Source organism: Streptomyces sp. NPDC052396, from assembly GCF_044593195.1.
Taxonomy (GTDB): domain Bacteria; phylum Actinomycetota; class Actinomycetes; order Streptomycetales; family Streptomycetaceae; genus Streptomyces.
In genome coordinates this window covers 1-23,763 of record NZ_JBIUAW010000014.1, presented here as the reverse complement: position 1 = coordinate 23,763, position 23,763 = coordinate 1, and the positions used below count along the sequence as shown (strand labels likewise).

Genomic DNA, 23,763 nt, shown 5'->3' with positions numbered 1-23,763 from the left:
CTTGAGACCTCTTGGGATCCCTTGAGATCAACGCAGCGCAGAACACGGGGAATCGACCCGTGGTGAACGGTGGGAACACAGCGATTCCGCGTCGAATGCGCGCGGTTCCCCGCAGAGGGCGGCGCGCGAAGCGGCCGTTCGAAGCAGCCGTTTCAGGCGGCTCTTTCAGGCGGCTCTTTCAGGCAGCCGGCCGGACGCACATCGGTGATCGGTGAATCGATACAGTGCTGCGGAAACTAGACATCAGCTTCTTCGGCGGGCACACCAGGTGTCAACGGGCGTTGGACAGGGGTCCAACAGACTTGTGTCAAACCCTTGTCAACTCCGACGATCACCGCTCGGCCACCGCCATTCGCGGACCGTACGCACCCATCCGGCCACCCTGCGTAACCGGTCGCGGGCATAACACAGCCCCCGGCGCTCCTTATCGATTCCACGAATCCTCAGTCGTCGCTGAGAACCCCGGTCCTCGATATGTGCCCTTCCGGGGGCCTAGCCAGTATGCCGAGATGGGGGTCACTCGGGCCGATGGACGTCTCCACCGACGGTGCGGCTCTCACCGGTTGTCTGGTGTATTTGTCAGTTTGCGCCCGTTCCCGCCCCAAAGCAAGTGGTTCGCGAAAAAAGAGACTTGACTACTCAGTGCCCCCGTGCGCCACGTTCCGCGACCGGCCATACGCTGACATGGTGCGTTGTCTCAGGGCCTGGAAGACCCGAAAGCTCACCCGCGAAGAGGCGGTGGCGGCGGCCGCCCGTTTCCTGCGGACCACGGCATATCCGGACCGCCCGGATTCCATCGTCATGCTGCCCGGCACGGCGATCGAATTCCGCTACGGCTGGACCGTGCGCTTCGACTTCAAGGAGCACCTGGAAACCGGGGACCCCATGCAGGCCCCCTTCACTTCGGTCATCGTCGCCCCGCACGACGGAACCGCGGCCCACTTCCCGCCGACCTTCCTCCCGACGGAGGAGTACCTGAAGCTGCGCGCGAAGGGCAACTGGCCCCCGAAGAAGTGGCGTTGACGGCAGCCGCCGGGGCGCGGGCGGGCCATCGCGCGGCGCAGAGCTTCGCCCCCGCGGCCGCTGCTGAGGGTGCGCGAGTGGTGGCTGCGTGGATGGGTGGGGACCGGAATGTCAGCGGGTCCGACGAGCCGCGTGAATCCGTTGTGGAGTGGCCGGCATCGGTCAGGCGCTCAGACCGAGCGCGGTCAGGCGGTCAGGATCCGTGAGGATGTCGAGTCCGGTGATACGGCCGTCCCGGATGGTGAACGACATGACGGACAAAGGCCGGTCCCCGGCGAACGAGACAACGCCGGGCGTGCCGTTGACCAGCGCCAGACGCGCGTCCGCCGCGAAACGGGCGAAGGTGATCGCCTGGGATGCCACATCGGCTGCGCCGCGCCGCAGGATGCTCGGGACGAGCGTGCCGCCGTCGGAGCGCGCGACCACCTCGGGGTCGAGGACGGCCAGGAGCGCCTCGAAGTCGCCGCCGCGGGAGGCGGTCAGGAAGGCGTCCACGACATCGCGTTTGCGGGCAACGTCTGTGTCGGCCGCCGGGGCGGCGCCCTGGACCCGGCGGCGGGCGCGGCTGGTGAGCTGCCGGGTGGAGATCGTGGTCCGGCCGAGGATGGGGGCGATGTCGTCGAAGGGCACGTCGAACATGTCGTGCAGGACGAAGGCCAGTCGCTCGGCCGGGGAGAGGGTCTCCAGCACGATCATGAGCGCAATGCCCACGGAGTCCGCGATCAGGATTTCCTGCTCGGGGTCGACGCGGGCCGGCGCGGTGACCACCGGGTCGGGAAGCCGGACCGACCCGTCGTGCTCGGGCAGCGGTTCCTCGCGCCGCGAGGTACGTGAGCGCAGCATCCGGTAGGCCACTGCCTTGAGTCCGGGCTGTTCCACCTCAAAACGGTCGGCCAGAAAAAAGTTCTCGCTCACCTGTCACACCCCCGCGTCCGGATCCGTCGGTCCAGTGACAGACGCTAACGGTTCAACGGAGATGCAGATGAACGCCGCGGTCACCACCACTGCCCGGATGAAGAACCCCGCCCTGGTCCTGCCGGACGCCATGAAGGGCATCCAGAACATCTACAAGGCCATGTACCAGGGCGGCGTCTCCCCCCAGATCCTGGAACTGGTTCACCTGCGTGCCAGCCAGATCAACGGCTGCAGCGCCTGCGTGTTCGCCGGCGTCGCCGGTGCGAAGAAGCACGGCGAGAGCGACGAACGCCTGCACGCCGTGGCCGCCTGGCGCGAGGCGCCGTTCTTCACCGACGAGGAGCGCGCGGCCCTGGCCCTGACCGAGGCCGCCACCCGGATTGCCGACCGCTCCGGCAAGGCCGTCCCTGACGAGGTGTGGAACGAGGCCGCGGACCACTTCAACGAGGAGCAGCTCTCCGCGATCATCCTGATGATCAGCCTGACCAACTTCTTCAACCGCATCAACACCACCATCGAGGAGCCCGCCGGCACTACCTGGTAAACCGGCAATGCCGAGGTGTCGCCAGGCCCGAGCTGCATGCCGTCGTCAGTAACCGTGCTGGTAGTAGCGGAGTTCTGCCACCAGCACTGCCTCAGGCCCCAAGCGGAGTTACCCACCGGACCGGCGCTGCCCGGTCTCGTGAACACCGGCTGCCCACGTCGAACCGGAAGCGTCTGGACTCCCGAACAGACCGGCCAGTTCCTCGACTTCATCGCCGACGAGCGGCTGTACGCCCCGTTCCACCTGATCGCCTTCCGCGGCCTGCGCCGGGGCGGCGCATGCGGCGTACGGAAGCGGGACGCGAATCCGACCACGAAGTCCCCCACCATCGCCACTACTTCGAGTACTTCGAGCGGCTGGTGTCGGCCGGCGGCCTGCCCCCGATCCGGCTGCATGACCTGCGTCACGGCGCCGCGACGCTGATGCTCGCGGCGGGCGTGGACATCAAGGTCGCCGGCACCACCCGCGACCCCGCCACTCCCTACCCCTGGGCCCGCGCCCTGGCCCGCCGGCTGGCCGCCGAGGCGACCGCGCGGTTCGTTCCCAGGGCCTCCGCCGGCACCGGCGGGCTCACTTCGGGCTCACCTGTCCGTGCGGAGATCGTCTCCATTCCACGGCAACCGACCGCAGGCAAGGAAAAAGCCCAGGTCAGTGGGTAACTGAACTGGGCTTCAACTGAGCCGCCTTCGGGATTCGAACCCGAGACCTACGCATTACGAGTGCGTTGCTCTGGCCAACTGAGCTAAGGCGGCACACCACCGGACCGAAACTGGCAGCGGCAGCTTCGCCAAGTTTACACAGCATCCGGGGGTGCTTCGTACCAGGTCTTCGCGGTCAGCTGCAGCGCTGGTCGGCGGGCGGGGCGCTGGAGCCGAGGAGGTAGGTGTTGACGGCGGAGTCCACACAGGTGCTGCCACGGGTGTAGGCGGTGTGGCCGTCGCCGTCGTAGGTCAGCAGACGGCCGGAGGAGAGCTGGCGGGCCAGGGCGCGGGCCCAGGGGTAGGGAGTGGCGGGGTCGCGGAGGGTGCCGACGACCAGGATGGGGGCGGCGCCGCGGGCGGTGATGCGGTGCGGCCGGCCGGTGGGGTGGGTGGGCCAGTAGGCGCAGCTCAGACCGCCCCAGGCGAGGTTCTCGCCGAGCACGGGAGAGACCTTGGTGAAGCGGGGGACGGCCTGGCGGACATCGTCGGGGCCGTGGAAGGCGGTGGGCGAGTCCAGGCAGTTCACGGCGGCGTTGGCGGCCATCAGGTTGCTGTACGAGCCCTGGGCGTCGCGTTCGTAGTAGGCGTCGGAGAGCGCCAGCAGCACCGAACCGTCGCCGCCCCTGGCCAGGGACAGCGCCCTGCGCAGGGTGGGCCAGGCGTCCTGGTCGTACATGGCGGCGATCACGCCGGTGGTGGCCAGGGACTCGGTGAGCGGGCGGGACCTGGCGGTGGGCAGCGGATGGGCGTCCAGGGAGGTGAGGAAGGACTTCAGGCGGCTGCCCATGGCGCCGGTGCCGGAGGTGCCCAGCGGGCAGTCGTCGCGCCGGGCGCAGTCCTTGGCGAAGGAGGCGAAGGCGGTCTGGAAGCCGGCCGCCTGGTCGCGGTTGGCCCGCTCGGCGCCCAGCGAGGGGTCCAGCGCGCCGTCCAGCACCAGCCGGCCGGTCCGGGACGGGAAGAGCTCGGCGTAGGTGGCACCGAGGAAGGTGCCATAGGAGGCGCCGACGTAGTGCAGCTTGTCGTCGCCCAGGACGGCGCGCAGCACATCCATGTCGCGGGCGGCCTCCACGGTGGAGACATGGCCCAGGATCCGGCCCGAGTGGGCGGCGCAGCCGGCCGCGAACTTCTTGAGGGCGGTGACCAGTTCGCGGACCTCGGCATCGTTGTGCGGGGTCTGCTCGACCTGGGCGTAGTCGTCCATCTCGGCATCGGTCAGACAGCTGACCGGCTCGCTCCTGGCCACTCCGCGCGGGTCCATGGCCACCAGGTCGTAGCGGGAGCGGATGCTCGCCGGGTAGTTCTTGCCGGCGTACCGCTGGAGGTAGTCGATCGCGGAGCCGCCCGGGCCGCCGGGGTTGACCAGCAGTGAGCCCAGGCGGCGGGCGCGGGAGCCGGTGGCCTTCTGGCGGGAGAGGGCCAGCTTGACCTCGCCGCCGCGCGGCGCCGCGTAGTCCAGCGGGGCCCGCAGGGTGGCGCACTCGAAGCCGGTGGCGCCCTGGCAGGAGTGCCAGTGCAACTGCTGGGCGTAGTAGGGGCGCAGCGAGTGCGGGGTGGCCACCTCGGCCAGGTAGCCGCGGGTGGCGTCCCGGTCGTGTCTGGGGACGGCCGCGGGGGCCGCGCTTCCGGCGGCGGAGGCGGCGATCAGCAGGACCGCGGCGGCGGCCACGGTGCCGGAGGTACGGAGCAGGCGGCTGAGGTCCATCGGCTGATCCCTCTGTGCGGCGGGGCGGAAGGCAGCTGGGCGGGTGCAGGCCGGAAAAGTGGAGATGTGGAGATACGGAGCGTATCCGGCTGGGCACGTCAGTCGGTGGCCTTGAGGCCACAGGTCGCCTCGTAAGAGTGAGAATCACCCGGGCTGCGGTGTACGGCGCACTCCGCTGTGCTTACCGGGCCGGCCGTCGGGGGTCAGCCGGCCCGCAGGGCCACCGTCATCGCCTCGACCGCCAGCAGCGGGGCCACATTGCGGTCCAGCGCGCGGCGGCAGGCGCCGATGGCCTCGATCCGGCGCAGGGTCGTCTCGGGCCGGGAGCCGCGGGCGATGCGGTCCAGTGCCTCGTGGGCGTCGGCATTGGCCAGCTCCACCCCGGAGCCCAGCTGCAGGGCCAGCACATCGCGGTAGAAGCCGGTGAGATCGGTCAGTGCCAGGTCCAGGCTGTCGCGCTGGGTGCGGGTGGCACGGCGCTTCTGCCTGTCCTGGAGCTCCTTCATGACACCCGCGGTGCCACGGGGCAGCCGGCCGCCGGTGCCGGCCGTGGCGCCGAGCGCGGCGCGCAGCTCCTCGGTCTCCTTGGCGTCGATCTCCTCGGCCACCTGCTTGGCGTCCTCGGCGGCCGCGTCGATCAGCTCCTGGGCCGCCTTGAGGCAGCCGCCCAGTTCGCCGACGCGCAGCGGCAGCTGAAGCACGGCGGAGCGGCGGGCCCGGGCCCGCTCATCGGTGGCCAGCCGGCGGGCCCGTCCGATGTGGCCCTGGGTGGCGCGGGCGGACTGGGCGGCCAGCTCGGGGGCGATGCCGTCCCGGCGGACGAGGACGTCGGCGACGGCCCGGGCGGAGGGGGTGCGCAGGTTCAGCGAGCGGCAGCGGGAGCGGATGGTCGGCAGCACATCCTCCAGGGAGGGGGCGCACAGCAGCCAGACGGTGCGTGGCGCGGGCTCCTCCACCGCCTTGAGCAGGACGTTGCCGGCGCCCTCGGTGAGGCGGTCGGCGTCCTCCAGGACGATCACCTGCCAGCGGCCGCCGGCCGGTGACAGCTGGGCGCGCCGGACCAGGTCGCGGGTCTCCTTGACGCCGATGGAGAGCAGGTCGGTGCGGACCACCTCGACATCGGCGTGGGTGCCGACCAGGGTGGTGTGACAGCCGTCGCAGAAGCCGCAGCCGGGGGCGCCGCTGAGCGCCCGGTCCGGGCTGAGGCACTGCAGGGCGGCGGCGAAGGCCCGGGCGGCGGTGGCCCGGCCGGAGCCGGGCGGGCCGGTGAACAGCCAGGCGTGGGTCATCCGGGAGCCGGCCGGCGACACGGGCCGGCCGGCCTCCTGGGCGGTGACCAGGGCGTCGGCGTCCCGCGCGGCGGCGGAGAGCTGCTCGATCACCCGGTCCTGGCCGACCAGGTCGTCCCATACCGCCATGGCTGTCTCCCCGCCGTTCTTCCTGCGCTAGCTGACCGCGTCCTCCATTGTGGGACACCCCACCGACAGTGGGTCCGCGCTCACTTCTCGTCGCGGCGGCCGAAGAGGTCGTCGGCGAGCGAGGGGCGCTCGCCGGTCTCCTCCTGGGACCAGCCCGGGCGGCGCCGCGGCTTGGCGGCGTCGCCGGCCTGCGGCAGTTCCCGGGTGCGGTCGCCGTCGGCGGCGTCCTGCGGGGCCTGCGACTGCCGCGGGTCCTTCCGGTCCTCGGGGCGGAACAGCCAGTCGGGCACCCGCTCCACCGGGTCCTCCGGCCGCTCGGGCGGGGCCGGGCGGCGCGGCGCGGCGCCCTTCCGGGACTCTCCGGCCTCGCCGGATCCGCCGGCCTTCCCGGACTCGTCGCCCTTGCCGGACTCGTCGCCCTTGCCGGAGCCGTCGTCTTCCTTGGCCGGGACGCCCCAGGTGACGCGCTGCTGGGCGGGGGCGGGGGCGGCGGCAGGTACCGGCGGCAGCACCGTGGTCTCGTCCTCGGCACCGGCGCCCCATGGCCCCTCCCGCGGGTCTCGCCGGTGCACCACCGGCGTCTCCACGGTGAGGGCCTCGTCGGTGTCCCGCATGCCCGCCCGCTCGGTCGGGTCGGGGCGGTGCACGGACGGCAGCACCTCGGTCTCGGCGGCCTGAGAGGCCGGCACGGACGGCAGCGCCTCGGTCTCCGCGGCCTCAGGGGCCGGTACGGCCGGCAGCACCTCCGTCTCCGCGGCGCCGGCCTGCGGGAGGGGCAGGACCTCGGTCCGTTCGCCCTCGTCCGGGTGGTTCACCGGCAGGGTCTCGGTCCGCTCCGCGTCGGCGGGCTCCGCCTTGCGCAGGGACAGGCGCCCGGCGGGCTCGTCCGCGACGGCCTCGGCTTCGGCAGCGGCCCCGGCCTCGGCCTCGGCCGCCAGCCGGGCCTCCTCCGCGCGCAGCAGAGCCTCCTCCGCCTTGCGCTGCTTCTCCAGGCGCCGTTCCTCCGCCTCGGCGCGCAGCCGCGCCTCCTCCTCGGCCTGCTTGCGCAGCCGTTCCTGCTCGGCGGCCCGGGCCCGCTCCTCGGCCTCGCGGCGCTTGCGCTCCTCCTCCAGTCGGCGGCGGGTCTCCTCGGCGCGCTTGCGGGCGTTCTCCGCCTGAAGCTCGGCCTGGAGCTCGGCCTCCCGGCGCCGGGCCTCCTCCTGCTCGCGGCGCAGGCGCTCCTCTTCCTCCGCGCGCAGCTTGGCCAGCTGCTCCTGGCGCTCGCGCTCCCGCCGCTCCTCCTCGGCCTTGCGGGCCGCTTCCTCCTCGGCCCTGCGGCGGGCCTCCTCCTCGGCCGCCTTACGGGCCTCCTCGCGGGCCTTGATCTCGGCCTCGGAGAGCGGCAGCACCCGGTCCAGGCGGTGCCGCACCACCGTGGTGACCTCGTCCGGCTGCTGCCCGGCGTCCACCACCAGATAGCGCGCCGGGTCGGCGGCGGCCAGGGTCAGAAAACCGGTACGGACCCGCTGGTGGAACTCGGCGGGCTCGGACTCCAGCCGGTCGGGCGCCTCGGTGAAGCGCTCCCGGGCGGTCTCCGGGGAGACATCCAGCAGCACGGTCAGATGCGGGACCAGTCCGCCGGTGGCCCAGCGGTTGATACGGGCGATCTCGGTGGGCGACAGGTCGCGTCCGGCGCCCTGGTAGGCGACGGAGGAGTCGATATAGCGGTCGGTGATCACCACCGCGCCGCGGGCCAGCGCAGGGCGGACCACCGAGTCCACGTGCTCGGCCCGGTCGGCCGCGTAGAGCAGCGCCTCGGCCCGGTCGGACAGGCCGGCCGAGGAGACGTCCAGCAGGATGGCGCGCAGCCGCTTGCCGATGGGGGTGGCGCCCGGCTCGCGGGTGACCACCACCTCGTGGCCCTTGCCCCGGATCCACTCGGCGATGGCCTGCACCTGGGTGGACTTCCCGGCGCCGTCCCCGCCCTCGAAGGCGATGAAGAAGCCGGTGCCGGCGGTCGCCTGGTCCGGGTCGCCGCCGCGCACCGCGTCCAGCAGGTCGCGGTGGATGGGCACCCCATGCCGGTCGTCGGTCCTGCCCAGCACCAGGGCGGCCACCGGCAGCAGCAGCGCGCCGACCAGCATCAGGGTGAAGGCGGCGCCGCCATGTGCGAAGACCACGCCGTCGCCGGCCAGCCGGTGCGGTCCGATCACCGCGGCCAGCACCGGTGCGGCCACCGCGCCCAGCGCCACGGTCACCCGGACCACGGAGTGCAGGTGTTCGGTGGTGCGCGCCCGGCGGCTGTCCTCGGTCTCCTGGTCCAGCAGGTGGTGGCCGGTGGCTGCGGCCACTCCGGCGGACACCCCGGCCAGCAGCATCAGCAGCAGCACCGTGGTGGCGTCCGGCACCAGGCCGGCGACCAGCAGCGCCAGGCCGGTGACGGCCAGCGCCAGGGCCAGCAGACGGCGCCGGGAGAAGCCGGGCAGCACCTTGACCGCGGTGCGGATGCCGAGCACCGGGCCGCCGCCCAGCGCCAGCACCAGCAGCGCGTAGCCCGCCGGGCCGCCGCCCAGGTCCATGGCCTGCAGCGCGGCCACCCCGACCGCCGCGGCGACCGCTCCGGCCACCGCCGCGCAGGCCAGGACCAGCACCGGGATGGCGCCGGTACGGCCCTTGTCCGGGACCTCGCCCTGCCGGGGCCGGCGCAGGCCCTGCAGCGGGGAGCGCACCGGGACGGCCTCCGCGCCGGGCAGCAGCAGGAAGTAGAGGATCACCGCGGAGGCGGTGAAGAGGGAGGCGCCCAGATAGCTGCCCAGGGCGGCCTGGTGCAGGTCAAACCAGTCGAACCAGACGGCCGGCAGCTTGCCGAGCAGGGTGACGGCCAGCAGCGCCGCGGCCGCCAGCGGCAGGGCCACAAAGGAGGTGCGCAGCGACAGCCGGCGCAGGGCGTCCAGATGATCCGGCAGCGGACGCACCGCGGCGTCCTCCGGCGACGGGGCCGGCAGCAGCGCGGGGGCGGCGGCCTCCTTGGCCACCGTCCACACCCGCTCGGCCGCGCCCAGCAGGAAGGCCGAGACCAGCAGGACCGGCAGGGCCTTGGCATGACTGAAGTCGATCCACACCGGGGCCACCGCCAGCAGCAGTGCCCGGAGGGCGTCCGCGCCGACCATGGTCCACCGCCGGTCCAGCGGTCCGGTGGGGGCGAGCAGCGCGGAGACCGGGCCGAGCAGAACGGCCCCGAAGAGCAGTGCGGCCACCAGCCGGACGCCGATCACGGCGGCCACGGCCAGCGCGACCCCGCGGTAGCCGCCGCCGAAGGATCCGGCCACGGCCGATGCCTGCAGCGCCAGCAGCACCATCACCAGCAGGCCCAGGGCGTCCGCCACCCCGCCCGCCAGCTGTGCGCTCCACAGCTGGCGGACCGGCGGAATGCGCAACAGGGCTCGTACCGCACGCTCGCGGGAGTCCGCGGCCAGTGCCCCGGACATCGAGGTCACCTCGGTTGGCTGCTCGGCTCGCGTCATCCTGCCAGCCTATCCGGAGCGCTCGCATACCGGTCACCAGTGCGATGACGCGGGCGGCGCACCGGAATCCGGTGCGCCGCCCGCGTGCGCTGTTCTGCCCCGCCGCGCCCTACTCCGCCTTGGCGGTGGCCTTGGCCGCGGCCGTCTTCTTGGCGGTGGTGGTCTTCTTGGCCGCCGCCTTCTTGGTCGCCGTGGTCTTCTTCGCGGCGGTCTTCTTGGCCGTGGTCGTCTTCTTGGCGGCCGCCTTCTTGGCCGGGGCCTTCTTGGCGGTCTTCTTGGCCGGGCCCTTGGCGCGCTTCTCCGCCAGCAGCTCGTAGCCGCGCTCCGGGGTGATCGTCTCCACGTCGTCGTCCCGGCGCAGCGTGGCGTTGGTCTCGCCGTCGGTGACATACGGGCCGAAGCGGCCGTCCTTGACCACCACCGGGCGCTCGCTGACCGGGTCGGTGCCCAGTTCCTTCAGCGGCGGCTTGGCCGCGGCCCGCCCGCGCTGCTTGGGCTGGGCGTAGATGGCCAGCGCCTGCTCCAGGGTGATGGCGAAGATCTGGTCCTCGCTCTCCAGGGAGCGCGAGTCGGTGCCCTTCTTCAGGTAGGGACCGTAGCGGCCGTTCTGTGCGGTGATCTCCTGGCCCTCGGCGTCGGTGCCGACCACGCGCGGCAACGACATCAGCCGGAGCGCGTCCTGGAGGGTCACGGTGTCCAGGGCCATCGACTTGAACAGCGAGGCGGTACGCGCCTTGACCGCGTTCTTGCCGGTCTTGGGGGTGCCCTCGGGCAGCACCTCGGTGACATACGGACCGTAGCGGCCGTCCTTGGCCACGATCTGGTGGCCGGTCTCCGGGTCCGCGCCCAGCTCGAACTCGCCGCTCGGTCTGGCCAGCAGCTCCTCGGCGTACTCCACGGTCAGCTCGTCCGGCGCCAGGTCCCCGGGGACGTCCGCCCGCTGGTGGCCCTCGGTGTCCTTCTCCCCGCGCTCGATGTACGGACCGTAGCGGCCCACCCGCAGCACGATGTCGTTGCCGACCGGGAAGGAGGACACCTCACGGGCGTCGATCGCGCCCAGGTCGGTGACCAGTTCCTTGAGGCCGCCGAGGTGGTCGCCGTCGCCGTTCCCGGCGTCGGCGGCGCCACCGGCCTCGCCCTCGGTGCCCTCACCGAAGTAGAAGCGGCGCAGCCACGGCACGGCCTGGGCCTCACCACGGGCGATGCGGTCCAGGTCCTCTTCCATGGCGGCGGTGAAGTCATAGTCGACCAGCCGGCCGAAGTGCTTCTCCAGCAGGTTGACCACGGCGAAGGACAGGAAGGACGGGACCAGTGCGGTGCCCTTCTTGAACACATAGCCGCGGTCGAGGATGGTGCCGATGATCGAGGCGTAGGTCGACGGGCGGCCGATCTCGCGCTCTTCCAGCTCCTTGACCAGCGTGGCCTCGGTGTAGCGGGCCGGGGGCTTGGTGGCGTGGCCGTCGGCGGTGATCTCCGTGGCGGCCAGCGCGTCGCCCTCGGCGACCTGCGGCAGCCGGCGCTCGCGGTCGTCCAGCTCGGCGTTGGGGTCGTCGGCGCCCTCGACGTAAGCCTTCATAAAGCCGTGGAAGGTGATGGTCTTGCCGGAGGCGCTGAACTCGGCGTTCCGGCCGTCGGCGGCCAGGCCGCCGATGCGCACGGTGACCGAGTTGCCGACCGCGTCCTTCATCTGGGAGGCGACGGTCCGCTTCCAGATCAGCTCATAGAGCCGGAACTGGTCGCCGGTGAGGCCGGTCTCGGCCGGGGTGCGGAAACGATCACCCGAGGGGCGGATCGCCTCGTGCGCCTCCTGGGCGTTCTTGACCTTGCCCGCGTAGGTACGGGGCTTCTCCGGCAGGTACTCGGCGCCGTAGAGCTGGGTGACCTGGTTGCGGGCGGCGCTGACGGCGGTGTCGGACAGCGTGGTGGAGTCCGTACGCATATAGGTGATGAAGCCGTTCTCGTACAGCTTCTGGGCCACCTGCATGGTCGCCTTGGCGCCGAAGCCCAGCTTGCGCGAGGCCTCCTGCTGGAGCGTGGTGGTGCGGAAGGGCGCGTAGGGCGAGCGGCGGTAGGGCTTGGACTCCACCGAGCGCACCGCGAAGGCGGTGTCGGCGAGGGCGGCGGCCAGCGCGCGGGCGTTGGCCTCGTCCAGGTGCAGCACCTGAGCGGCGTCCTTGAGCTGCCCGTTGGAGCCGAAGTCCCGGCCCTGGGCCACCCGGCGGCCGTCGACCGAGGTCAGGCGGGCGGCGAAGGCGCCGGGATCGCTGGTGTCACCGGCGCGGCCGGTGGAGAAGGTGCCGGTGAGGTCCCAGTACTCGGCGGAGCGGAAGGCGATGCGCTCGCGCTCGCGCTCCACCACCAGGCGGGTGGCCACCGACTGCACCCGTCCGGCGGACAGCCGCGGCATGACCTTCTTCCACAGCACGGGGGAGACCTCGTAGCCGTAGAGGCGGTCCAGGATGCGCCGGGTCTCCTGGGCGTCGACCAGCTTCTTGTTCAGCTCGCGCGGGTTGGCCACCGCGGACTGGATGGCGTCCTTGGTGATCTCGTGGAAGACCATCCGGCGGACCGGCACCTTGGGCTTGAGGACCTCCTGGAGGTGCCAGGCGATGGCCTCGCCCTCGCGGTCCTCATCGGTGGCCAGGAAGAGTTCATCGGACTCGGCCAGCAGCCCCTTGAGCTTCTTGACCTGGTCCTTCTTGTCGGCGTTGACCACATAGATGGGCTGGAAGTCGGCGTCGACATTCACCCCGAGGCGGGCCCAGGGCTCCCCCTTGTACTTGGCCGGGACCTCTGCGGCGCCGTTCGGCAGGTCGCGGATGTGCCCGACGCTCGCCTCGACGACGTATCCGGGGCCGAGGTAGCCCTTGATCGTCTTCGCCTTGGCAGGCGACTCGACGATGACGAGTCGGCGGCCGCCGTCTGCGGTCTCGCTGGTCGGGGACAACTTCGTTCTTCTTCCGGTCGGCGCTCGGTACGGGAGTTGCTGTGTCGCTGCGGAGTGTGACGGTACATCCCGCCCCCGTGTCAAACGGAGGAAGCCCGCAACGCCACTCGAACGGTAATGTACGTACCAACCAGTACACTAGCCGGTCGCATTCTCCGAAGGTCTTAATGAAGGCTACGTCGACACCGGGACTGGTGCCCGGGCTGCCCGATACGCCCGGGGCCGGTGCGTCGGCGGAGGACGGCCGCCGAGGCCGTGCCCGGCAGGGCAGAGGACCGGGCGGCCCGCGCCGTTTCGGCTGGCTGGCGGCGGACGAAAGGGCCGGCCGCGGCCACAACGAGGTGCTGCACCCCGTGGAGTCCCGCTGTCTGCGCGCCGCCATCGACATGGCGCTGGCGGGCGAGTCCGAACGCACCATCACGCAATGGCTGATTCGCGAGGGCATACCCACCGTCAAGGGCGGCCGGTGGACCAGCACCACCGTGCGCAACATGATCACCAACCCGGCCGTCTGCGGCTACCGGGCGCTGGCCGGTGCCATCGTGCTGGATCCGGACACCGGCGAGCCCAGCCGGGGCAGCTGGCAGACGGTGGCGACGCCGGAGGAGTGGAAGCGGCTGTGCGCCCGCTACAACGGCTACTACAAGATCAATCCGGCCGATCTCACCGGTGATCCGGAGCGGATGCGGCGGCACCGGGCCCGCCCGGCGGCCAGGGCGGCCGGCAAATATCTGCTGTCCGGATTCCTGCGCTGTGGACGGCTGAATCTGTCCGGTCAGATGTGCGACTCACCGCTGGTCGGCAATCCGGTCAGCAAACGGACCCCGCATGGCTCCTACGCCTGCAACTCCGCCAACTGCCGTGGCCTGGCCCGGCGCATGGACCTGGTGGACCGGCATATCGAAGAGCTGGTGACCCGGGCGCTGGCCGACCGGTACGGCCGGCTGGCACCCGACCACACCCCCTGGCCCGGGCAGCGGGAACTGGACGCCCTGCGGGCGGCCGAGCACCCGCCCGCCGGGCGCGTCGAGGAGGCGGAGCGGCAGCGGGAGGCGTACCTGGCCCGGCAGGCCGCCCGCAATCTGCTGGCCGGTTTCACCGAGGAGCGCTGGGCGGCCTTCGGCCCGGGCCAGAAGCGGACGGCGATCGGCGAGGTGCTGCGGGCGGTGGTGGTCCGGCCGCTGCCGCCGGGCCGGGCCACCCGGGCGCCCTTCGACCCCGGCCTGCTGGAGCCCGTCTACCAGTGAGCCCGGCGCCGACGAGCCGGGCTACCAGCGAGCCCGGACGCCGGTGGGCCCCATCTACCGGCGCCGTCAGCACCAGTACCCCCAGCCACCGGCGCCGTCGGCCACCAGTGCCGTCAGCCCGCTTCCGGCATCAGCCCGCCTCCGGCGTCAAAAAGCCCTGCTCCACCAGCAGCCGGATCGAGTCCGGCGTACGATCGCGCAGCAGCACCGGGTCCTCCCCCAGCAACTGGGCGATGGCGTCCAGGATCCGGCCCGCGCTGAGCGTCCCGTCGCAGACCCCGGCGAAGCCGGCGCCCACCGTGTCCACCTTGGTGGCCCGGCGCATGCCCCGGCCCTGACGGAGCACCACATGCTCCGGGTCCTCCGCGCCCGGCAGCCCCATCTGCTCCTGCATCACCTCGGCGGACAGCCGGAACCGGGCGCCGAGCAGCGCCGCGTCATCGTGAGCGCGCAGGAAGTCCTGCCGCTCGAAGTGGGACCGGATGTGCTCGCCCAGCGGCTGCTCCACCGGATGCGGCCACTCCTCAACGGTCACCGAGGGCCGCTCGGCGCCCGACTTGCGCAGGGTGATCCAGCCGAAGCCGACGCCCTTGGCGCCACGCGCCTCGAACTCCTCCAGCCAGGCGTCATAGCGGGCCGCGTACTCCTCGGGCGTGGTGCGGTGGTCCCCGGCATCGCGCAGCCACAGCTCGGCGTACTGCGCCACGTCCTGCACCTCGCGCTGGACGATCCAGGCGTCACAGCCGTCCGGCACCCAGGAGGCCAGCCGCTCCCGCCAGTCCTGGTCGGCCAAGTGCAGCCAGTTCGCCAGGAGTTGGCAGTAGCCGCCGTCGTTGAGGTGGGCGGCGGACTGGCGCACCAGCTCCCGGCACAGGTCGTCGCCGCCCATCCCGCCGTCCCGGTAGGTCAGCCGGGCGCCGGGGGAGATCACAAACGGGGGGTTGGAGACGATCAGGTCGTAACGTTCCCCGGCCACCGGCTCGAACAGCGGGCCCTGGCGCAGGTCGGCGGCCGGGGCGCCGGAGAGCGCCAGGGTGAGCCGGGTCATATGCAGGGCACGGGGGTTGACGTCGGTGGCGGTGACCCGGGTGGCGTGCTGGGCGGCGTGCAGCGCCTGGATGCCGGAGCCGGTGCCCAGGTCCAGCGCGCTTTCCACCGGGGTGCGCACAGTGATCCCGGCGAGCGTGGTGGAAGCGCCGCCCACCCCGAGCACCAGCTCGGAGCGGTCCACCCCGGCCGGGCCCCGGCCGATGCCGCCGGCGCCGCCGACCGCGCAGCCGAGGTCGGAGACGATCCACCAGTCCTGCCCCTCGGGCCCGCCGTAGGGACGTACGTCCACGCCGGCCCGCACCTGGGATCCCTCGCGCACCAGCCAGCCGTCGGCCAGGCACTCCTCCACCGGCAGCGCGGCCCTGGCCCGCTGCTCCGCCACCGGCCGTTGCAGCAGGAACAGCCGGACCAGGGTCTCCAGCGGGCTGTCGCCCCGGGTGGCGCGCAGCGCGGGGACGGTCTCGCTGCGGGCGAGCGCGGCATAGGCGGAGGCGCCCAGCAGATCGAGCAGGCCGTCCGCGGTGAAAGCGGCGGCAAGCAGGGCGTCGCGCAGGCGGGCGGTGCGCGCGGGGTCTTCGGCGGAGGGAAGCGTACTCACGGACACCATTGTCGCGGGCGGCACCGACAATGGGCGAAGGCCCGGCGCGGGGCGCACCGGGCCTTCGGGTCACAACCGGGTCACTTGGTGGTCGGCGTGCCGCTCGCCGAGCCGTTCTTGCAGGCCGGCTGCTTGACCATGGCCTTGCCCACATCGCCGGACTGCAGGTTGTTCAGCGCGTCCTGGCTCTTGCCGGTGAGCTGGCGGAGGTCGTTCCCGATGGAGTCCAGACCGCTGGCGAACTTGGCCTTGTCATTGGTGGTCAGGCCCTCCACCTTCTTCTTCAGCCCGGTGTAGGCGGCGGAGAGGTCGTTGAGCGCCTTGACCGCGTTCTTCTGGCTGGTCTCCCCGCCCTTGACCGGCGGCGCACCGGCATTGCTCACCGCCGAGGCCAGCTCCTTGAAGGCATCCGCGTTGGCCTGGAAGGCGGCCGAGTCGGTCTGCTGGACCTTCTTGGAGTCCTCCTCCGACTTCATCGAGGCGATCGAGGAGTTGGCATCCTGGATCTTCTTCACCTGAGGCTGCATCTGGTCACAGACCTGCTTGGCCCACTTGTCGAGCTTCTTGCCGCTGTCGTCACCGCCGCCGCAGCCCGTCAGTGCCAGGACAAGTGCCGCACCGCCGGACAGTGCGGTCAGAAGCTTCTTGTTCACCGGTTCGGTCCCTTCAGTGGCTCTCCGGCCCCGGAACTTACACGTCCAGCGGGTGCCGACCACGAACAGGGCAGTCCCTATGCGGTGATTAGCGCCATTTGCACCAAGCTTGGCGTGGTCTTCGCCGCATTCCCGGTGGTGCGCGGCGGCGGATACGGATCACATACCTGGATACGGGCGGCAACCGCCGCCCGTATCAGTTCCTCATCCTCTGCCGGTCAGGACACCACCGCCGGACCGACCTTCTCGGCCGACCGTTCGCCCTCGCTCTCCACGGCGACGCCGCGCCGCTTGGAGACATACACCGCGCCCACGATGACCACGGCCGCCAGCACCGCCACCGCGATCCGCAGCCCCCGGTTGGCGTCATCGCCGTAGGAGAACTTCACCACCGCCGGGGCGATCAGCAGGGCGACCAGGTTCATCACCTTCAGCAGCGGGTTGATCGCGGGACCGGCGGTGTCCTTGAACGGGTCGCCGACGGTGTCCCCGATGACGGTGGCCGCATGGGCCTCACTGCCCTTGCCGCCGTGATGCCCGTCCTCCACCAGCTTCTTGGCGTTGTCCCAGGCGCCACCGGAGTTGGCCAGGAAGACCGCCATCAGGGTGCCGGTGCCGATCGCCCCGGCCAGGTACGAACCGAGCGCACCCACCCCGAGCGAGAAGCCCACCGCGATGGGCGCCATCACCGCCAGCAGCCCGGGCGTGGCCAGTTCGCGCAGGGCGTCCTTGGTGCAGATGTCCACCACCCGGCCGTACTCCGGCTTCTCGCTGTAATCCATGATCCCGGGATGTTCGCGGAACTGCCGCCGCACCTCGTAGACCACCGAACCGGCCGACCGCGACACGGCGTTGATGGCCAGCCCGGAGAAGAGGAAGACCACCGCGGCACCCAGCACCAGCCCCACCAGGTTGTTGGGCTGTGAGATATCCAGACTCAGGCCCATTTCACCGGACTTGGCGTGCACATCATGCACCGCGGTCGCGATAGCGTCCCGGTACGAGCCGAACAGCGCGGAGGCGGCCAGCACCGCGGTGGCGATGGCGATGCCCTTGGTGATGGCCTTGGTGGTGTTGCCCACCGCGTCCAGATCGGTGAGCACCCGCGCGCCCGCGCCCTCCACATCACCGGACATCTCGGCGATGCCCTGGGCGTTGTCGGAGACCGGACCGAAGGTGTCCATGGCCACGATCACCCCGACCGTGGTCAGCAGGCCGGTGCCGGCCAGGGCCACCGCGAACAGCGCCAGCATGATGGAGGAACCGCCCAGCAGGAACGCCCCGTAGACGGCCAGCGCGATCAACACCGCGGAGTAGACGGCCGATTCCAGGCCGACCGAGATGCCGGAGAGCACCACGGTCGCCGGGCCGGTGAGCGAGGTCTTGCCGATGTCCCGCACCGGCCGCCGGCTGGTCTCGGTGAAGTAGCCGGTGAGCTGCTGGATCAGCGCCGCCAGCACAATGCCGATGGCCACCGCCACCAGCGCCAGCACCCGGGGATCGCCGTGGTGGCCGCGGATGGCCGCGTCCCCCAGCCCCTTCAAGTCGGCGTAGCTGGACGGCAGATAGCTGAAGGCCGCCACCGCCACCAGGGCCAGCGAGATCACCGCGGAGATGAAGAACCCCCGGTTGATCGCGGTCATCCCGCTGCGGTCGGCACGCCGCGGGGCCACCGCGAAGATGCCCGCCATCGCGGTGAGCACACCGATGGCCGGGACCAGCAGTGGAAAGGCCAGTCCGGCGTTGCCGAATGCGGCCTTGCCCAGGATCAGCGCGGCCACCAGGGTCACCGCATAGGACTCGAAGAGGTCGGCCGCCATCCCCGCGCAGTCGCCCACGTTGTCGCCCACATTGTCCGCGATGGTGGCGGCATTGCGCGGGTCGTCCTCCGGAATGCCCTGTTCGACCTTGCCCACCAGGTCGGCGCCCACATCCGCGGCCTTGGTGAAGATGCCGCCGCCGACCCTCATGAACATCGCCAGCAGCGCCGCGCCGAAACCGAAGCCCTCCAGCACCTTGGGCGCGTCGGCCGCGTACACCAGCACCACGCAGGAGGCGCCGAGCAGGCCCAGGCCGACGGTGAACATGCCGACCACACCGCCCGTCCGAAACGCGATCTTCATGGCCTGGTGTGCCACCGCCGTCAGATCCCGTTCCGGCTCCCCCGGCGCGGGGGTCGCCTCACGTGCCGCGGCGGCCACCCGCACATTGCTGCGTACCGCCAGCCACATGCCGATATAGCCGGTCACCGCGGAGAAGAGCGCCCCCACCAGAAAGAAGGCCGAACGCCCCGCCCGCTGCGACCAGTTGTCGGCCGGCAGCAGCATCAGCAGGAAGAAGACCACCACGGCGAACACACCGAGGGTGCGCAACTGCCGGGCCAGATAGGCATTGGCGCCCTCCTGGACCGCCGCCGCGATTCTCTTCATGCTGTCGGTGCCCTCGTCCGCGGCAAGTACTTGCCGCACCAGCATCACGGCCACCACGAGCGCCGCGAGCGCGACGGCCGCGATGACGATCACGATGGTGCGGTTGCCGCCGGTCAGCTCGACCGCGAGATTGTGCGTGAAGTCCACCTGTTCAGGGGTGAAGTGCCCCGCCATTCGTCCTCCCTAGACGTTTGGCACATGGGCGCGCGGCCGCACCGCGACGACGGAACAGCCGCCACGCTCAGGCGTCCTGAGCTCAAGATGGACGGATTGTAGGGAGCATGGCGAGATCAGAAACAGTACGCGGTAATGGAATGAGCCTGCGGCCGGTGAAGGCCGGGTGAACGCCCCGCGCGGCCGCCATGGGCACCGGGTGAAGGCCGGCCTCGAAAACCGTCCGGAACGCCGATCTCCCGGGAGAGCACGGGCAGCACGCGCATGGACCGGATGAATCCGGCCACCGCTGATGACTACGCCCGGCTCGGCAGCCACGACTGCCGCAGGGAGCGCAGCCGGTACTACGTCCCGGCGCTGTCGCGCGTCGGCGCTAGGGAGCCACGGAAGCGGGGGTGGTCGGCCAGCTCATCCGGATGACGCCGCCGCTCTCGCCGGCCGTCACCTCGACGTCGTCCACCAGACCGCTGATCACGGCGAGGCCCATCTCATCGTCCCCGTCCGCGCCGCCCTCCTCGGCGGCACCCGCGCCGGCGCCCCCGGCGGCGGACTCCACGGCGACCGCACGCGGCGCGTCGTCACCCACCTCGATGGAGAACTTCTTCTCGTCCTCGGTCAGCACCACCCGGACCGGCGTGGGGATCTCATTGCTGGCATGCAGCCCGACCGCCCGGGAGCACGCCTCGCCCACGGCGAGCCGCACCTCGTCCAGCACGGCCTCGTCGACCCCGGCCCGGCGCGCCACCGCGGCCGCCACCAGACGGGCGGTGCGGACGTGCTCGGGAAGGGCACTGAAGAGCAATTCGACGGTGGCCATGCCATCCCCCTCAGGCGTACGGGCCCACGCTCCCGCCCAGGGAACCGGGCCAACTCACGGAGGCGCCGAGCCCCGCGGCCCGGAACCCCCGTGTGACGATGTTGTCCGGCGACCGGTCAGTCGGTCGCGGACACCGCGTCATCGACCGAGGTGTGGATCGGGAACACCTTGGTCAGACCGGTGATACGGAAAATCTTCAGAATGCGCTCCTGGTTGCACACCAGACGCAGCGAGCCCTCATGCGCACGCACCCGCTTCAGCCCGCCCACCAGGACGCCGAGACCGGTCGAGTCGAGGAAGTCGACCCGCTCCATGTCCACCACAAGGTGGTAGTTGCCATCGTTGACAAGCTCGACCAGCTGCTCACGCAGCTTGGGCGCGGTGTACACATCAATCTCGCCACCGACCTCGACAACCGTGCGGTCGCCAACGGTACGGGTCGACAGGGACAGGTCCACGGATCCTCCAGCACCTTGCATCGAGCGGTCGCCCCCCATGGATCGGCAGCCGCGATGGCATTCAATCACTTACCGGCAGGCGTGCACGACGCCTTGGGGCCATTGTCCGTCACGCCAGTGACACACTCGATGTCGATGGCTCACGATCAACTCCCGCCGCAGGCGGGCGTACATCCCGCTCCCCGGGCGATCCTCGACCGACTCGCCGCGGGGCCAGACCGGGCTGCACGCATCACTCATACGGAGCACTTGCCCCCTCGTCCCGGACGTCATGCCCCCTGGCCGGAGAAGATCCGGCCGGAGGTCACGGAGGCCATCCGGGCGGCCGGGATCCCCCGCCCCTGGGCCCACCAGGCGGCCACCGCGGAGTACGCCCTGCGCGGCGAGTCGGCGGTAGTGGCCACCGGCACCGCCTCCGGCAAGTCGCTGGCCTATCTGGCCCCGGTGCTGAGCACCCTGCTGGACGGGTCCGAGGCGCCCAACGGGCGCGGCACCACCGCCCTCTACCTCGCACCCACCAAGGCGCTCGCCGCCGACCAGCGCCGCGCCGTACAGGAACTGGCCGCCCCGCTGGGCAAGGCGGTGCGCCCCGCCGTCTACGACGGCGACACCCCGGTCGAGGAACGCGAATGGGTGCGGCAGTACGCCAACTACGTGCTCACCAACCCCGACATGCTGCACTGTTCCATCCTGCCCGCCCACCCCCGATGGGCCTCCTTCCTGCGCGCCCTGCGCTTTGTGGTCATCGACGAATGCCACAGCTACCGGGGGGTATTCGGCTCGCATGTGGCCCAGGTGCTGCGCCGGCTGCGCCGCGTCTGCGCCCGCTACGGGTCCGAACCGGTCTTCCTGCTGGCCTCCGCCACCGCCTCCCAACCGGCCGCCGCCGCCGGCCGGCTCACCGGGCTGCCGGTGGCGGAGATCACCGACAACGCCTCCCCGCGCGGCGAGCTGGTCTTCACCCTGTGGGAGCCCCCGCTCACCGAGCTGCACGGCGAACGGGGCGCGCCGGTGCGCCGCACCGCCACCGCCGAGACCGCGGACCTGCTCACCGGCCTCGCCGTCCAGGGGGTGCGCACCGTGGCCTTCACCCGCTCCCGGCGGGGCGCGGAGCTGGTGGCGCTGATAACCCAGGAGCGGCTGGCCGCCGTGGACCGCTCCCTCCCCTCCCGCGTCGCCGCCTACCGCGGCGGCTACCTGCCTGAGGAGCGCCGGGCCATCGAACGCTCCCTGCACTCCGGCGAACTGCTGGGCCTGGCCGCCACCTCCGCCCTGGAACTGGGGGTGGACGTGGCCGGCCTGGACGCCGTACTGCTGGCCGGCTATCCCGGAACCCGTGCCTCCATGTGGCAGCAGGCCGGGCGCGCCGGCCGCGCGGGCCAGGGCGCGCTCGCCGTCCTGGTGGCCAGGGACGACCCGCTGGACACCTATCTGGTGCACCACCCCGAGGCGCTCTTCGCCCAGCCCGTCGAATCCACCGTGCTGGACCCGGACAACCCCTACGTCCTGGCCCCCCACCTGTGCGCGGCGGCCGAGGAACTGCCGCTCACCGAGGCCGACCTGTCCCTCTTCGGCCCCGAGACCCCCGGCCTGCTGGCCCAGCTGGAGGCCCGCAAGCTGCTCCGGCGCCGGGGCAGCGTCTGGCACTGGACCCGCCGAGAGCGCGCCGCCGACCTCACCGACATCCGAGGCGAGGGCGGCAGGCCCGTCCAGGTGGTGGAGGAAGGCACCGGGCGGCTGCTGGGCACCGTGGACGCCGCGGCCGCGCACACCACCGTCCACGAGGGCGCCGTCCACCTGCACCAGGGACGCAGCTATCTGGTCCGCAGGCTCGACCTGGAGGACTCGGTCGCCCTGGTGGAACAGGCCGACCCGCCGTACTCGACGACCGCCCGGGACACCACCGCCATCTCCATCCTGGAAACCTCCACCGAGGTCCCCTGGGGGGACGCCCGGCTGTGCTTCGGCTCGGTCGAGGTCACCAGCCAAGTGGTCTCCTTTCTGCGCCGGAAGCTGATCACCGGCGAGGTCCTGGGCGAGTCCAAGCTGGACCTGCCACCTCGTACGCTGCGCACCCGCGCCGTGTGGTGGACGGTCACCGAGGATCAGCTGGAGCAGGCGCGCATCCACCCCGACGCGCTGGGCGGCGCCCTGCACGCCGCCGAGCACGCCTCCATCGGCCTGCTGCCGCTGTTCGCCACCTGCGACCGCTGGGACATCGGCGGGGTCTCGGTACCCCTGCACCCGGACACCCTGCTGCCCACCGTGTTCGTCTACGACGGCCACCCCGGCGGTGCGGGCTTCGCCGAACGGGCCTTCCACACCGCCGCTTCCTGGCTGGACGCCACCCGCCAGGCGATCGCCGCCTGCGAGTGCGAGTCCGGCTGCCCGTCCTGCATCCAGTCACCCAAGTGCGGCAACGGCAACGACCCGCTGGACAAGAAGGCGGCCATCAGGCTGCTCACCCGACTGCTGGCCGACGCCCCACCGGAGGTCCCCGGGACCGCCCCGGCCGCCGACTGACCAAGGACCGGACCCGCCGCCGGCCGATCAAGGCCCGGCCCGGGGGCCGGCTGATCAGGCGCCGCCCCGGCGGCCGCCTGAGTCAGGGACCGGCCCGGTCAGCAGGCTGGTGGTCTTGGGACACCAGCCCGGCTGCCCCAGGACCACCAGCCCGGCGGCGGGCTGATCCGGACCACCCCAGCGGCCGGCCGATCAGGGCCCGGCCCGCACCGTCGCGGGCCCGGCCCGGGAGCGGGCCTGCACGGCGTAGGGACCGGTCCGCGCCTCGGCCGACACCTCCGCGGTCTCACCGGACAGCGCACACCGCACCACCCTGGCCCGCTGGGCGGCGGCCACCCGGCGGGCCAGGCCGCAGGCGGCCTCCTCGCCCAGCAGGGCGTGATCGGCGGCCGCCAGCACGGCCAGATCCGCCGCACCGCCCGCCCGGTGCCGGGCCAGCATCGCCTGGCTCATGGCCAGCAGTACCGCGAACACCGCGCACAGCGCCGTCGCCACCACCGCCGTCCAGACCGAGGCGCTTCCCGCGTCACCCCACCGTGTCTTCGGCAAGGGCCACCGCCTCTCCGCCCAGCCGGACCGCCAGCGGCCCGGGCCCGGCGGTCCGGGCCTGGACCCGTACCCGCACCAGATCGCCCTCCCTGCTCACCGTGATGCCGGCCCCGGCGGGGGCGGCGGACCGCGCCGCCGCCACCGCCACCGCCGACGGCTCCGAACGGGCCGCCGCCCGGGCCCCGGCCCGGGCCGCGTCCACACACCGGATCTGGGTGCACGCGGCCATCAGCCCCCAGATCAGCGCCATGCAGACCAGCACCAGCGTGGGCAGTGCCAACGCGGCCTCGGCCGTCACATAGCCGCCGTCAGACCGCCGCATGAAGCGCCTTCTCGATGATCGCCTGCAAGGCCGCGCTCACCGCCCCACTGGTGACGATCTTGTAGAGCACGGCCGCCAGGGCGCATGCCGCCGAAGTTATCTAGTGCTACCTGCGAAGTTCGCAGGTCAGCCGCCTGTACGGGGTTAAGGCATGTTAGGCAAGCGAGATCAGGGTCTCATCGCCGCTTGT

Annotated in this window: 18 protein-coding genes and 1 tRNA gene; 5 read left to right on the top strand and 14 right to left on the bottom strand. The window is 71.9% G+C overall.

Annotated elements, in window-relative coordinates:
- Positions 1-687: 687 nt before the first annotated feature.
- Entirely contained in the window at positions 688-1,023 is a 336-nt protein-coding gene (locus ACIHFE_RS29095) for a YrhB domain-containing protein (protein WP_400111219.1), read from the top strand.
- Positions 1,024-1,185: 162 nt separating this feature from the next.
- Here ACIHFE_RS29095 and ACIHFE_RS29090 read toward each other — a convergent pair whose 3' ends face one another.
- A complete protein-coding gene (locus tag ACIHFE_RS29090) occupies positions 1,186-1,938 on the bottom strand; it encodes a sigma factor-like helix-turn-helix DNA-binding protein (RefSeq protein WP_400111217.1) in 753 nt (250 codons plus the stop codon).
- Positions 1,939-2,005: 67 nt separating this feature from the next.
- Here ACIHFE_RS29090 and ACIHFE_RS29085 point away from each other — a divergent pair, with 67 nt between their 5' ends.
- Together ACIHFE_RS29085 and ACIHFE_RS29080 are read left to right on the top strand one after the other, a co-directional pair.
- On the top strand, positions 2,006-2,482 hold the full coding sequence (locus ACIHFE_RS29085) for a carboxymuconolactone decarboxylase family protein (RefSeq protein ID WP_400111215.1): 477 nt from the start codon (positions 2,006-2,008) through the stop codon (positions 2,480-2,482).
- 278 nt (positions 2,483-2,760) lie between these two features.
- Positions 2,761-3,141: an alpha/beta hydrolase gene (locus ACIHFE_RS29080; protein ID WP_400111214.1), complete on the top strand. Its 381-nt coding sequence runs from the start codon at positions 2,761-2,763 to the stop codon at positions 3,139-3,141.
- 19 nt (positions 3,142-3,160) lie between these two features.
- Here ACIHFE_RS29080 and ACIHFE_RS29075 read toward each other — a convergent pair.
- The 5 genes from ACIHFE_RS29075 to topA all read right to left on the bottom strand — a co-directional run bounded on the left by ACIHFE_RS29075 (position 3,161) and on the right by topA (position 12,753).
- Positions 3,161-3,234 (bottom strand) — tRNA-Thr (locus ACIHFE_RS29075).
- 82 nt (positions 3,235-3,316) lie between these two features.
- On the bottom strand, positions 3,317-4,885 hold the full coding sequence (locus tag ACIHFE_RS29070) for an alpha/beta hydrolase (protein WP_400111213.1): 1,569 nt from the start codon (positions 4,883-4,885) through the stop codon (positions 3,317-3,319).
- Positions 4,886-5,088: 203 nt separating this feature from the next.
- Positions 5,089-6,303, bottom strand: a complete 1,215-nt coding sequence (locus ACIHFE_RS29065; RefSeq protein WP_400111211.1) for a DNA polymerase III subunit delta' — start codon at positions 6,301-6,303, stop codon at positions 5,089-5,091.
- Between the two features lie 80 nt (positions 6,304-6,383).
- Complete coding sequence (gene tmk / locus ACIHFE_RS29060) at positions 6,384-9,806, bottom strand: dTMP kinase (RefSeq protein ID WP_400111209.1); 3,423 nt, start codon at positions 9,804-9,806, stop codon at positions 6,384-6,386.
- Positions 9,807-9,915: 109 nt separating this feature from the next.
- Positions 9,916-12,753 carry a type I DNA topoisomerase gene (gene topA / locus ACIHFE_RS29055; protein WP_400111207.1) on the bottom strand — a complete coding sequence of 946 codons (2,838 nt, stop codon included), beginning with the start codon at positions 12,751-12,753 and terminating at the stop codon, positions 9,916-9,918.
- 167 nt (positions 12,754-12,920) lie between these two features.
- On the opposite strand from topA, the gene ACIHFE_RS29050 reads away from it, so the two are divergent.
- Entirely contained in the window at positions 12,921-14,000 is a 1,080-nt protein-coding gene (locus ACIHFE_RS29050; protein ID WP_400111205.1) for a recombinase family protein, read from the top strand.
- A gap of 130 nt (positions 14,001-14,130) precedes the next feature.
- On the opposite strand, the gene ACIHFE_RS29045 is transcribed toward ACIHFE_RS29050, so the two are convergent.
- From ACIHFE_RS29045 to bldG, 5 genes are all read right to left on the bottom strand, one after another.
- Entirely contained in the window at positions 14,131-15,657 is a 1,527-nt protein-coding gene (locus tag ACIHFE_RS29045; protein ID WP_400111202.1) for a methyltransferase, read from the bottom strand.
- Between the two features lie 71 nt (positions 15,658-15,728).
- On the bottom strand, positions 15,729-16,301 hold the full coding sequence (locus tag ACIHFE_RS29040) for a small secreted protein (protein WP_400111200.1): 573 nt from the start codon (positions 16,299-16,301) through the stop codon (positions 15,729-15,731).
- A 218-nt stretch (positions 16,302-16,519) separates the two neighbouring features.
- The gene (locus ACIHFE_RS29035) at positions 16,520-18,904 is read right to left on the bottom strand and encodes a sodium-translocating pyrophosphatase (protein ID WP_400111199.1); all 2,385 of its coding nucleotides are present in this window, start codon (positions 18,902-18,904) and stop codon (positions 16,520-16,522) included.
- Positions 18,905-19,277: 373 nt separating this feature from the next.
- Positions 19,278-19,721 (bottom strand): ATP-binding protein, encoded by a 444-nt coding sequence (locus tag ACIHFE_RS29030; protein ID WP_400111197.1) that lies wholly within the window; start codon positions 19,719-19,721, stop codon positions 19,278-19,280.
- A gap of 116 nt (positions 19,722-19,837) precedes the next feature.
- Positions 19,838-20,179 carry an anti-sigma factor antagonist BldG gene (gene bldG, locus ACIHFE_RS29025; protein WP_109282532.1) on the bottom strand — a complete coding sequence of 114 codons (342 nt, stop codon included), beginning with the start codon at positions 20,177-20,179 and terminating at the stop codon, positions 19,838-19,840.
- A 54-nt stretch (positions 20,180-20,233) separates the two neighbouring features.
- Between bldG and ACIHFE_RS29020 the strand changes: the two genes are divergently transcribed.
- On the top strand, positions 20,234-22,702 hold the full coding sequence (locus tag ACIHFE_RS29020; protein ID WP_400111194.1) for a DEAD/DEAH box helicase: 2,469 nt from the start codon (positions 20,234-20,236) through the stop codon (positions 22,700-22,702).
- A gap of 192 nt (positions 22,703-22,894) precedes the next feature.
- On the opposite strand, the gene ACIHFE_RS29015 is transcribed toward ACIHFE_RS29020, so the two are convergent.
- Genes ACIHFE_RS29015 through ACIHFE_RS29005 form a run of 3 tightly spaced genes read right to left on the bottom strand, consistent with a single transcriptional unit; the run spans position 22,895 to position 23,643 of the window.
- Positions 22,895-23,251 (bottom strand): Rv3654c family TadE-like protein, encoded by a 357-nt coding sequence (locus ACIHFE_RS29015; RefSeq protein ID WP_400111192.1) that lies wholly within the window; start codon positions 23,249-23,251, stop codon positions 22,895-22,897.
- Positions 23,229-23,573 (bottom strand): TadE family type IV pilus minor pilin, encoded by a 345-nt coding sequence (locus tag ACIHFE_RS29010; protein ID WP_400111190.1) that lies wholly within the window; start codon positions 23,571-23,573, stop codon positions 23,229-23,231. The genes ACIHFE_RS29015 and ACIHFE_RS29010 overlap by 23 nt, the downstream gene beginning before the upstream one ends.
- Entirely contained in the window at positions 23,560-23,643 is an 84-nt protein-coding gene (locus tag ACIHFE_RS29005; protein ID WP_400111413.1) for a DUF4244 domain-containing protein, read from the bottom strand. The genes ACIHFE_RS29010 and ACIHFE_RS29005 overlap by 14 nt, the downstream gene beginning before the upstream one ends.
- Positions 23,644-23,763 lie beyond the last annotated feature (120 nt).